The organism is Bacillus cereus group sp. BfR-BA-01441 (assembly GCF_022663075.1).
Taxonomy (GTDB): Bacteria; Bacillota; Bacilli; order Bacillales; family Bacillaceae_G; genus Bacillus_A; species Bacillus_A cereus.
This window is the reverse complement of sequence record NZ_JAKUEU010000123.1, coordinates 1-10,207: the sequence shown is the minus strand read 5'-3', so window position 1 is coordinate 10,207 and position 10,207 is coordinate 1. Positions and strand designations below refer to the sequence as shown.

The following is a 10,207-nucleotide window of genomic DNA, read 5'->3' as shown; positions in this document are numbered from 1 at the left end:
AGAATAAAAAAGGCCCTGACCGCTTCTATCCACGGTTCGGGCCTCTCTTCCATCTTAAAAAGGTGCTTTTTATTCTTTTTATTCTTTTTATTCTTTATCTGCTTTCCCGAGCTCATAGGCCTCGTTCATAACTTTCATTAACAACTCTAACACCGGCTGTGCCTTCTCCATATCAAGTGCAATTCCATTATCATCTAAAATTGCCTTTGCTTCCGGTAAATGCTTCATTGCGATTTGTAAAAACTGCATGCTTTTTTCGTTCATATTATGCTCTTCCTCTCCATTAAAACTTTCACATACAATAGTGTAACACGCGTACTACCCTTCGTATAACTCTTTATATTTTTTCATGTGTGCCAGTTGCTTATTTAAACCGTATTCTAACGGAGTATTTCTTTTTATTGAAATTACCTCGATAGCCTCATCTCTTACTTCGTTATTATTTTTATTTACTTTATCATCCGCGCGTAAAAGATTCATACCTTTTTCCCATAATGACTGTTTACCACTAAGTAAATTGTATATACCAAGATGCGCCCCGTTCGTTCCATTTTCCCATAAGTATTCACATACATCTTCAACGTAAAGTAAATCATTCCCCTTTTCCTCAATCGTACAACGGCACTCTTTTTCACCTAATTCTGATAAAATAAGCTGATGAAACATCATAAAGGACGGTTGCCACGGTCCATATAATGTTGGAACTCGAAATACACTATATTGTAAATTCCCTTTTTTCAATCCTTCTTCTACTTTCAAAAATAGTCGCTTATTTTCGGATTCATCTGTACTGCCTACTTCAATAGAAGAAATTAAATTTAACTTCACTTTTTGTTCTTCACACATTCTTATAATTCGCTTTAAATATTGTAATATGACTCTTTCATTCCGAAATCCACTTTGCTGATTTGGCTCATATAAGCAAAAGTAAACAGTATCGAATCTCTCTTCCTCAACCGATCTCCATCCATCTTCATCTCTTATCGAATAATACGTAAATAATGCATTTCGCCCAATTAATAATAACTTCTCTTCATTAATTTTCGTCATACTATCGAATTCATCAAAATCAAGACCATATACTTCCACTTCTTCTGCAATCATTTTATTTACAAGGTGATAACCTACAAACGTAAGTGCACCTACAATTAGCACGCGTTCCATACCACCAACCCTTTCCCTCTGAAACAAATAGCTCCTCATTTATGTATATGGGAGCTTCATAATTCTTCTTCATATTTTTTAAAGAAATCGGTCGTTTGCCTAACCATTTTATATTTCACATCTTGCAGATGGAACAAGACAGAAGTATCACATTGATTTAGTTGCCTCATTTTCTCATATCTACGCAACTGCTGTTTTCTTCCTCTTTTTTCTTGTGTTGATACGAAAATTTTAACAGGTACACAAGATGGAAGAAGCGTAAATGATTTCTTATTTATTTTTGATTCTAATTCTTCTTCTTTCGCATCATACGCCAAACTTAATTCCTTCACGAGTCTCTTGTAAAAAAACTTATGCTCTTTCTCAAACTCCACATATTCTGGTAAATCTAAACACGGATTTAACATAATGACAGAGCGTATACACTCAGGGTATTTGTTCATCATTTCGAGTGCTACAAGTGCTCCCATACCATCTGCCATAATGTGCATTTTCGCATTCAATGTCTCTTTTCTCAACACAACGTCATATAAACGTTTCGCTAGACGAACAGATTGGTCGTTTCCCCAATGTCTTCCGTATAAATTAGAAGAAAAGACTGTGTAGCCTTGCTCAATAAGGCCATGTAAAAAATAAGATCTACCCGCATGCTGTGTCCATAAACTTGTACCATTCTCAATAAAGTAGTTATAATCACCGAGGAGCATAACAGAAAATCCATTTGGCTTCTCCGGTAAATAAATGACACATGGTTCTTTTTCTAAGTAAAAAAAACGTTCCGTAATACTCATTTTTCCCCCGCCTTATTTTCTAAACATATAAAACCACTCTTTTATAATGTATGAACGGAATGCAAATTTGCGTTGAAAAATCTACAAATATTTTTCTATATTCTTTTTTCAATTGTGTTACAATAAGGACAGATTGAACGAATAGAGGTGTAAAATATGCGTTTCATTTGGGCATTAATTTGGTCGTTCTTACTTGTACATATGATGAGCTATGTAATCGGCTCTATGACTGGCGGTACATACGACTTTAACCAAGCGTCTATTTTCTCAGTTGTTCTTGCTGTGTTAGTACTAGCAATTTCAGCTGCAATTCCAAACGAGCCAGTAGAACAACACTAAAAAAAGAGTCCGGATTTTATCCGAACTCTTTTTTATTTTTATTTCACATGAACGACTAATTCGTTATTTTCTACATCAACAACTACGTGACTATTATCAGTAATTGTTCCTGCAATTAATTCTCGTGCTAATTTCGTTTCCACTTGACGCTGTACGTATCGTTTTAATGGACGAGCTCCGTACATTGGGTCGAAACCGGCTTCCACAACAAATTCTTTTGCTGCATCTGTTAATTCTACTGTAATGTGACGGTCAGCTAGACGACCTTGTAGTTCTTTTACAATTTTATCAACAATGCCTTTAATTTCATTCGTTGTAAGAGGTTTGAATAAAATAATTTCATCCACACGGTTTAAAAATTCAGGGCGGAAATGTCCTCTTAATTGCCCCATTACAAGGTCTCTTGATTCCTCTTTAATGGAACCATCTTCTTCTAATCCATCTAGTAAATGAGCAGATCCAATATTTGAAGTCATAATAATAACTGTATTTTTAAAGTCCACTGTACGACCTTGCGAATCTGTAATGCGTCCATCATCTAACATTTGTAATAAAATGTTGAATACTTCTGGATGTGCTTTTTCAATTTCATCTAATAAAACAACGGAATATGGTTTACGTCTTACCGCTTCTGTTAATTGACCGCCTTCTTCATATCCTACATATCCAGGAGGTGCACCAATTAAGCGAGACACGGCGTGTTTTTCCATATACTCAGACATGTCAATGCGAATCATTTGCTCTTCACTATCGAATAAAGACTGGGCTAACGTTTTTGCAAGTTCTGTTTTACCAACACCTGTTGGTCCTAAGAAGATGAAAGAACCAATCGGGCGGTTCGGATCTTTAATACCAGCGCGAGCACGAAGAACTGCGTCTGACACTAAGCTTACTGCTTCCTCTTGTCCGATGACACGCTCTGATAAGATTTGCTCTAAGCGTAATAATTTCTCGCGTTCACCTTCCACGAGTTTCGCAACAGGAATACCAGTCCAGCGTGAAACAATATCTGCAATTTCTTCTTCACTTACTTCCTCACGTAATAAACGATTTTCTTGTTTATTATGCGCGCCCATTTCTTCCGCTTCTTTTAACTCTTTTTCAATTGCTGGAATTTTCCCGTGACGAAGTTCGGCTGCTTTATTTAAATCGTAATTGCCTTCTGCTTCTTCTAATTCACGACGCAAACGTTCTAAATGTTCACGTAAGTCACGAACTTTGTGAATGTCTTCTTTTTCTTTCTCCCATTTCGCTCTCATGCCACTTGCAACTTCTTTTAAATCCGATAATTCACGTTGCAATGTTTTTAGACGCTCTTGGCTACCACGATCCGTTTCTTTCCCAAGAGCCGCTTCTTCAATTTCCAGCTGCATAATGCGGCGCGTTACTTCATCTAATTCTGTTGGCATAGAATCAATTTCTGTACGAATTGTTGCACACGCTTCATCAACAAGGTCAATTGCTTTATCAGGTAAGAAGCGATCTGAAATATATCGATCTGATAAAACTGACGCTGCTACAATCGCACGGTCATGAATATTTACACCGTGATAAATTTCAAAGCGTTCTTTTAATCCACGTAAAATTGAAATTGTATCTTCAACAGTTGGTTCTTCTGCTAATACTTGTTGGAAACGTCTTTCTAGCGCTGGATCTTTCTCAATATATTTGCGATATTCATCGAGCGTCGTCGCCCCGATACAATGCAGTTCACCGCGCGCAAGCATCGGTTTTAACATATTTCCTGCATCCATGGCTCCCTCTGTTTTACCAGCTCCAACTATTGTATGAAGTTCATCAATGAATAATAAAATGCGTCCTTCACTCTTTTTAATTTCATTTAATACAGCTTGCAGACGCTCTTCGAACTCACCACGGAATTTCGCACCTGCTACGAGCGCACTCATATCTAACGCAAAAATCGTTCTATCTTTCAATCCTTCAGGTACATCCTTTTTCACGATACGCTGTGCTAGCCCTTCAACGATTGCTGTTTTACCAACACCTGGCTCCCCAATTAAAACAGGATTGTTTTTCGTTTTACGTGAAAGAATACGAATTACACGTCGTATTTCACTATCACGGCCGATTACAGGATCGATTTTCCCTGCTCTCACTTCCGCCACTAAATCACGGCCATATTTTTCTAACGCTTCATAAGTTGCTTCTGGATTTTGACTCGTCACTCTTTGATTCCCCCGAACTGTCATTAAAGACTGTAATAAGTTATCTTTCGTAATATGCAATCTTGTAAATAATTGATTTATATCGCCTTTTTCTTCAGAAAAAGCAAGCAATACATGTTCTACTGAAATGTAATCATCCTGCAGTTTTTCTGCTTCTTTTCCTGCTCTTACAAGAAGTTGTTGCAGAGCGCTCGTTACATACAATTTTCCAACTTCTGCACCGCTCCCCGTTACAGAAGGTTTCTTTTTAATTAAACTTTCAGCACCTTGCTTTAATGCTTCTATATCAACATTCATTTTTTGAAATATACGTACTGCTAATCCATCTTGCTCTTCTAATAATGCAAGTAATAGATGAACAGTATCCACCTCTTGGTGATGATGAGATACCGCTAAAGATTGGGCACTCATAATCGCCTCTTGTGTTTTTGTTGTCATTTGATTTAAGTCCATCTTTACAGCCCTCCAAAAGTTTGACTTTCTTTGACCTTTGATTTGATTATACGCCAACTGACTTTTTTATACAATAATTTTGCCTATGTATTTTCAAACTTATTATTTGAAAAAGAAAAAGAGAGCATTCATTATACTGCTAAAAAATACGGTAAATGAAATTACAATGTGTAACGACAAAAAAGCCGCAATAATGATTGCGGCTTCTGTTACGGTTTTCTTTTATATGTCCACTGGCGGTTATGATTCGTGTTATCCGGAAACTTTTCACCGGCAGTTAATTTCACCATTTGCGGATCTTTCACCATACTTCCCGTTTCACCAATTTCTACGTAAATGCCATCATTCGGCGCTTTTTGTCCAGAACGAAACCTGCGATTTTGTCCCATCTTCATTCTCCTTCCATGACGTCTTGCCTCATTAGTATATCCATTTTAAAAGAAAGCTTTTCTGTCATGTTTAGGAAACAGTACTACATCTCATTCTTGTACATATATATGAATGACACAAGCGTAAGCAGGGATTTCTTTCCTACTTGTAGAAAAAAAAAGAAACCAACCTACTCTAGGCTAGTTTCAAAGGAGAGTCAAACATATACGAGAAGATTACATGTTCATTATATGCCTCATCACACGAGCAATGTAACCCTTTTCACAATTTGTACATAATGAAAGAAACATTGTTTGAACTTTCTAAAAAGATGTTGACTTTTCTTAATTTCCAACGATAAATAGTAGACACCACAGCACTTTGAGACGTAAGATGGATATATAGTGAAATTTCCATCTATGGTGATTTCACCGAGTCTAACCTCTTATTTCTGCATATTAAAAACGGAAATACAGATAGATACAAAAAAATTATTATAAGAGGTGAAATTATGAACAAACAACATTTAATCGCATTAGACTTAGACGGCACTTTATTAACAGACAACAAAATAATTTCCACTCGAACGAAACATACAATTGCAAAAGCAAAGGAACAGGGACATATTGTTGTTATTTCAACAGGACGTCCATTCCGTGCTAGTTATGATTACTATAAAGAACTTGATCTTAACACACCTATCGTAAACTTTAACGGCGCTTACGTACATCATCCTCTTGATTCAAACTGGGGAACACATCACTCTCCTCTTGAGCTAGCAACAGCGCAAGAAATTGTCCGAGCTTGCTTTGATTTTGGCGTAAAAAATATATACGCGGAAGTAATGGACGATGTGTATGTTCGTGAAATTGATGAAGATAAAAAACACATTTTCGAATTCGGCTCTCCTAAGATTTTTACGGGAGACTTATTAAATATTTTAAACGATCATCCAACTTGCTTATTAATTGACGCACATGACGAGCATTCTACTGCAATTCGTCAACATTTAACCGATATGCATGCGGAAGTAATCGACCATAGAAAATGGGGCGCACCTTGGCCGATTATTGAAATTGTGAAAAGCGGATTAAATAAAGCAGTTGGATTACAAAAAATTTCTAGTCATTACAACATTCCACAAGAGCGAATTATCGCTTTCGGTGATGAAGATAATGATTTTGAAATGATTGAATTTGCTGGTCACGGCATCGCAATGGGAAATGCCATCCCTGAATTAAAATCACTCGCAAACCATACGACGTTAACGAACGAAGAAGATGGTATTGCTTTATATTTAGAAGAGGTTCTTGGGTTGTAATCTAAAAATTCCCTACTTATAGTTTCCTGCCAAATGTCCATACTATAAGTAGACGCATGAGACATTGCGTCGATTGTTTTCAGCTAAATAAAGGGGGTTTTTCGAATGGGTAAAAAGAACAAATCAAAACGTTTTATCCAACAAGGAGCCGATGCTGTTATGAAGCATGATGCAAGATTCCCGTACAGAGGTACATTAGCTGAGGCAGAAAAAGCAAGAAGCAACTCTTCTTTTGGAGGGGTTTAAATGGGGAACTTACTATTCCAACAAGCTAGAGACGCTGTTGAAAATGCCGTATCTTGTTCAAGCGGTACTGAGCAACAAGATCTCGTGTATAGAGCAAAAAATGCTTTGCAATCCGCTTACGCAAACTCTTCAACTGCTGAAAAAGTTCAGCTCCGTGAAATGCAAGAGCAATTGCAAAACATTACGAATTTACATTAAAAAAGAGGACCAACTTTGGTCCTCTTTAATCTTTCCGAAACAATCCGAACACCCCAACTGTTTGCAGTATATTTGTAAATGCACCTGGGTCCACTTGTTTAATAATCCTCTCTAATTCGTATAACTCATAACGAGTAATAACCATCATTAACATTTCTTTATTTTCATTCGTATAAGCACCTGTTGCTGGTATCGTTGTAATCCCTCTTACTAATCGCGAGTGAATCGCCTTTCTTACGTCTGCCCCATTCTTCGTAACAATTAATGCTGTAATCTTTACATGACGAGTATGAATTGCATCAATAATTCTCGTTGATACATATAAAGTCACTAGCGTATATAACGCTTTTTCCCATCCATATACATAGCCAGCAGCGATAATGATAATTGCATTAAAAAAGAAAAAGTATGTACCGACAGGCTTATCTTTTATTTTTGATAAGATCATGGCGATAATATCTAATCCACCTGTAGAAGCACCCCACTTTAAAGCAATCCCTACTCCAATTGCCGAAATAATCCCGCCAAAAATCGCATTTAATATGATATCATTCGAAACCGCTCTAACAGGGATGATTTCTAGAAACAGAGTCATAAATATAACACAAAGAAAACTAAAAAAGGTGAAGGCCTTCCCAACCTTTTTCCACGCTAAAATAACGACAGGAATATTAAATAAGCTAAACAATACTCCCGTAGATATGTGAATCGATAAAAAATCACCTAATATTTGTGATAATAATTGAGACAATCCAGCAAAGCCGCTCGCATACACTTTTGCTGGCGTTAAAAATAAATTCATCCCAATCGCGTTTAATAAACCTGCGATGATTACAACGATTAACTTCTTTATAAGTTCAGTATAATTCAACTTCAAATCCATTTCGAATCCACCTTTACCCTTCATAAATGCACCGCTATACATAGTCTTTACGAAAAAGGAAATGATAAACGTACAACGTTTAGAAATGGAGTTGATACATATGCCACATACGAGTGATAACGACAAAAAAGCACGCGATAATAACGCAAAACGCACACAAAAAAATGAGCAAGAGCAAAAAAATATTCAGCAAGGTAAACGTGCATACTCTAAAAAGACCGATCACCTTTGATTCCATCGTACATCAACAATTATGTTGATGTACTTTTTTACATTTTAAAGGAAAAAACATTAAAAATTCACTTCATGTTCACTTCTATATTCTACAATAGCGATAACATATTCGGATGAGGTGTTGGCATGAGAGGGAAACATATTTTCATTATTACTGCACTAATAAGTATATTGATGCTATCTGCTTGCGGACAAAAGAATGGCTCAGCTACAGTCGCTACAGCAACAGACTCCACCATTACAAAGGATAACTTCGAAAAACAATTGAAAGATCGTTACGGAAAAGACATGCTATACGAAATGATGGCACAAGACGTCATCACAAAAAAATATAAAGTACCTGATGAAGAGGTAAATAAAGAAGTAGAAAAAGTAAAAAAACAATATGGAGATCAATTCAAAAAAGTATTAGAAAATTATGGTTTAAAAGATGAAGAGGATTTCAAAAATCAAATTAAGTTCAAACTTGCTATGAATGAAGCGATTAAGAAAAGCATTACAGAAAAAGACGTAAAAGACCACTATAAGCCAGAAATTAAAGCGAGTCACATTTTAGTAAGTGACGAAAATGAAGCGAAAGAAATAAAAAGTAAACTAGATGCTGGTGCTTCATTTGAAGAATTAGCAAAACAAGAATCACAAGATCTGCTATCAAAAGATAAAGGTGGAGACCTTGGATACTTCAATTCAGGTACAATGGCTCCTGAATTCGAAACCGCTGCCTACAAACTAAATGTTGGACAAATTAGCAATCCCGTAAAATCATCAAACGGTTATCACGTGATTAAATTAACTGATAAAAAAGCTTTAAAGCCTTATGATGAAGTGAAAGACTCTATTCGCAAAAACTTAGAGGAAGAACGTACTGCTGATCCTGTATTCAGCAAAAAATTGTTACAAGAGGAATTAAAAAAGGCAAATATTAAAATAAATGATAGTGATTTGAAAGATACGTTTACTCTTGTTTCTCCGCAAGGAAATTAAAAAAAGCACAACCTTATCTTTTTAAATAAGGTTGTGTTTTTTAATCTTTCACCAATATTTCCAACTTTTTCTTCAAGCTTTTGTAATGCCAATTGATGTGATCTAATTCTATCTCCACTTCAATTAGCGCATCTATTAAGTCTTCTTTAGACTGTTGTGAGTTCATAATATTTTCAAGTAATTGTTCGAATCTTTCAGTGCTCTCATATATATCATGTAAATCAACTGCTGCTATTTCGTGTTCTTTTTCAAGGGATAATACCGAGAGACTCTTTATCAATTGTTCCAGTACATTATCTTGCATTTTCGTACCTCTCTTTCAATATCTCACCATCATAAGAAATTATAAGATATACTGCGTTATAAAATTTCATATACACACCTTTTCGTCAAAGCGTATTACTCACACTTATTTTTGTTTAATAACTCAGATATCTAATCCCGGATAGCCCCTAAATATTAGGGCATTCATTCAAGCCCATTGCTAATTATCATACTTCCAATTATCTATAAAGTTTCTATTTCACGGATGCTCTCTAGTTTCTTTATACTCATCAATAATATATCCTGAATAAGTAGTAGCCTGCCTCTCATATCCAATTCTCGTTAGTCTTATATCATTAATCCATTGGAAATAATGCGTTAGTTCATGCGCAATAGTAAACAAATATCCTCCCAAAGCGTCATCTTTCCCTCTCTTCTCTAGCTCATCGTAATAATCTCCTGTCGAAATACGAATATACGGCTCATCATTTCGATCAAATGGTTCAAAGAAAGTACCATAGACCAACTCACCATCCATCGCCTTTATTTTATATGAAGATTTCACATAAATAGGTACTCTAATTGGAAAAAAATATTCTCGGCGTATCCATTTACAAAACTCTTTAATAGCTCTTCTCACTTCAGGATCAACATCTTTATCGAATTTTACTCGTAGTCCCATGCGATGACTCTTCTCTTCTAGATTATAATATTTCCGCCAATTTGTTAGTGTCCAAATATGCATATAATCATCCTAATTATTTTATATTTTTAA

The 10,207-nt window shown here is 35.8% G+C and carries 14 protein-coding genes; 6 read left to right on the top strand and 8 right to left on the bottom strand.

Translation table 11 applies throughout. From position 1 onward, the window contains the following. Positions 1-87: 87 nt before the first annotated feature. From MR107_RS27700 to MR107_RS27690, 3 genes are read right to left on the bottom strand one after another with little or no spacing between them, the layout of a single operon-like run. Positions 88-264: a ComZ family protein gene (locus tag MR107_RS27700; RefSeq protein WP_001986215.1), complete on the bottom strand. Its 177-nt coding sequence runs from the start codon at positions 262-264 to the stop codon at positions 88-90. 54 nt (positions 265-318) lie between these two features. After that, entirely contained in the window at positions 319-1,191 is an 873-nt protein-coding gene (locus MR107_RS27695) for an NAD-dependent epimerase/dehydratase family protein (RefSeq protein ID WP_002164601.1), read from the bottom strand. A gap of 29 nt (positions 1,192-1,220) precedes the next feature. After that, on the bottom strand, positions 1,221-1,955 hold the full coding sequence (locus MR107_RS27690) for a lipase family protein (RefSeq protein WP_000028712.1): 735 nt from the start codon (positions 1,953-1,955) through the stop codon (positions 1,221-1,223). Between the two features lie 156 nt (positions 1,956-2,111). Between MR107_RS27690 and MR107_RS27685 the strand changes: the two genes are divergently transcribed. Further along, a complete protein-coding gene (locus MR107_RS27685) occupies positions 2,112-2,294 on the top strand; it encodes a YjzD family protein (RefSeq protein ID WP_001211116.1) in 183 nt (60 codons plus the stop codon). 38 nt (positions 2,295-2,332) lie between these two features. On the opposite strand, the gene clpB is transcribed toward MR107_RS27685, so the two are convergent. Both clpB and MR107_RS27675 read right to left on the bottom strand, forming a co-directional pair. After that, positions 2,333-4,933: an ATP-dependent chaperone ClpB gene (clpB, locus tag MR107_RS27680; RefSeq protein WP_000365401.1), complete on the bottom strand. Its 2,601-nt coding sequence runs from the start codon at positions 4,931-4,933 to the stop codon at positions 2,333-2,335. Positions 4,934-5,142: 209 nt separating this feature from the next. Then, positions 5,143-5,322 carry a YjzC family protein gene (locus MR107_RS27675; RefSeq protein WP_000531421.1) on the bottom strand — a complete coding sequence of 60 codons (180 nt, stop codon included), beginning with the start codon at positions 5,320-5,322 and terminating at the stop codon, positions 5,143-5,145. 491 nt (positions 5,323-5,813) lie between these two features. Between MR107_RS27675 and MR107_RS27670 the strand changes: the two genes are divergently transcribed. The 3 genes from MR107_RS27670 (at position 5,814) to MR107_RS27660 (ending at position 7,067) form a co-directional block, all read left to right on the top strand. Then, the gene (locus MR107_RS27670; RefSeq protein WP_001041232.1) at positions 5,814-6,623 is read left to right on the top strand and encodes a Cof-type HAD-IIB family hydrolase; all 810 of its coding nucleotides are present in this window, start codon (positions 5,814-5,816) and stop codon (positions 6,621-6,623) included. Positions 6,624-6,728: 105 nt separating this feature from the next. After that, the gene (locus MR107_RS27665; RefSeq protein WP_000516816.1) at positions 6,729-6,869 is read left to right on the top strand and encodes a hypothetical protein; all 141 of its coding nucleotides are present in this window, start codon (positions 6,729-6,731) and stop codon (positions 6,867-6,869) included. Then, positions 6,870-7,067, top strand: a complete 198-nt coding sequence (locus MR107_RS27660) for a DUF3813 domain-containing protein (RefSeq protein ID WP_000527407.1) — start codon at positions 6,870-6,872, stop codon at positions 7,065-7,067. 25 nt (positions 7,068-7,092) lie between these two features. Here MR107_RS27660 and MR107_RS27655 read toward each other — a convergent pair whose 3' ends face one another. Next, entirely contained in the window at positions 7,093-7,950 is an 858-nt protein-coding gene (locus tag MR107_RS27655; protein WP_000364431.1) for a YitT family protein, read from the bottom strand. A 100-nt stretch (positions 7,951-8,050) separates the two neighbouring features. Here MR107_RS27655 and MR107_RS27650 point away from each other — a divergent pair, with 100 nt between their 5' ends. Together MR107_RS27650 and prsA are read left to right on the top strand one after the other, a co-directional pair. After that, positions 8,051-8,182, top strand: a complete 132-nt coding sequence (locus MR107_RS27650; protein WP_001120851.1) for a DUF3941 domain-containing protein — start codon at positions 8,051-8,053, stop codon at positions 8,180-8,182. Positions 8,183-8,310: 128 nt separating this feature from the next. Further along, on the top strand, positions 8,311-9,168 hold the full coding sequence (gene prsA, locus MR107_RS27645; protein ID WP_001214214.1) for a peptidylprolyl isomerase PrsA: 858 nt from the start codon (positions 8,311-8,313) through the stop codon (positions 9,166-9,168). A 40-nt stretch (positions 9,169-9,208) separates the two neighbouring features. Here prsA and MR107_RS27640 read toward each other — a convergent pair whose 3' ends face one another. Beyond that, positions 9,209-9,472, bottom strand: a complete 264-nt coding sequence (locus MR107_RS27640) for a hypothetical protein (protein WP_048537981.1) — start codon at positions 9,470-9,472, stop codon at positions 9,209-9,211. Between the two features lie 219 nt (positions 9,473-9,691). Next, a complete protein-coding gene (locus MR107_RS27635; protein WP_048537982.1) occupies positions 9,692-10,177 on the bottom strand; it encodes a hypothetical protein in 486 nt (161 codons plus the stop codon). Between the last annotated feature and the right edge of the window lie 30 nt (positions 10,178-10,207).

Excerpts from the sequence above, each read along its gene's own strand:
- MR107_RS27700 (WP_001986215.1), bottom strand. The coding sequence starts at position 264 with ATGAACGAAAAAAGCATGCAGTTTTTACAAATCGCAATGAAGCATTTA.
- MR107_RS27690 (WP_000028712.1), bottom strand. The coding sequence starts at position 1,955 with ATGAGTATTACGGAACGTTTTTTTTACTTAGAAAAAGAACCATGTGTC.
- MR107_RS27685 (WP_001211116.1), top strand. The coding sequence starts at position 2,112 with ATGCGTTTCATTTGGGCATTAATTTGGTCGTTCTTACTTGTACATATG.
- clpB (WP_000365401.1), bottom strand. The coding sequence starts at position 4,933 with ATGGACTTAAATCAAATGACAACAAAAACACAAGAGGCGATTATGAGT.
- MR107_RS27675 (WP_000531421.1), bottom strand. The coding sequence starts at position 5,322 with ATGGGACAAAATCGCAGGTTTCGTTCTGGACAAAAAGCGCCGAATGAT.
- MR107_RS27670 (WP_001041232.1), top strand. The coding sequence starts at position 5,814 with ATGAACAAACAACATTTAATCGCATTAGACTTAGACGGCACTTTATTA.
- MR107_RS27665 (WP_000516816.1), top strand. The coding sequence starts at position 6,729 with ATGGGTAAAAAGAACAAATCAAAACGTTTTATCCAACAAGGAGCCGAT.
- MR107_RS27660 (WP_000527407.1), top strand. The coding sequence starts at position 6,870 with ATGGGGAACTTACTATTCCAACAAGCTAGAGACGCTGTTGAAAATGCC.
- MR107_RS27655 (WP_000364431.1), bottom strand. The coding sequence starts at position 7,950 with ATGGATTTGAAGTTGAATTATACTGAACTTATAAAGAAGTTAATCGTT.
- MR107_RS27650 (WP_001120851.1), top strand. The coding sequence starts at position 8,051 with ATGCCACATACGAGTGATAACGACAAAAAAGCACGCGATAATAACGCA.
- prsA (WP_001214214.1), top strand. The coding sequence starts at position 8,311 with ATGAGAGGGAAACATATTTTCATTATTACTGCACTAATAAGTATATTG.
- MR107_RS27640 (WP_048537981.1), bottom strand. The coding sequence starts at position 9,472 with ATGCAAGATAATGTACTGGAACAATTGATAAAGAGTCTCTCGGTATTA.
- MR107_RS27635 (WP_048537982.1), bottom strand. The coding sequence starts at position 10,177 with ATGCATATTTGGACACTAACAAATTGGCGGAAATATTATAATCTAGAA.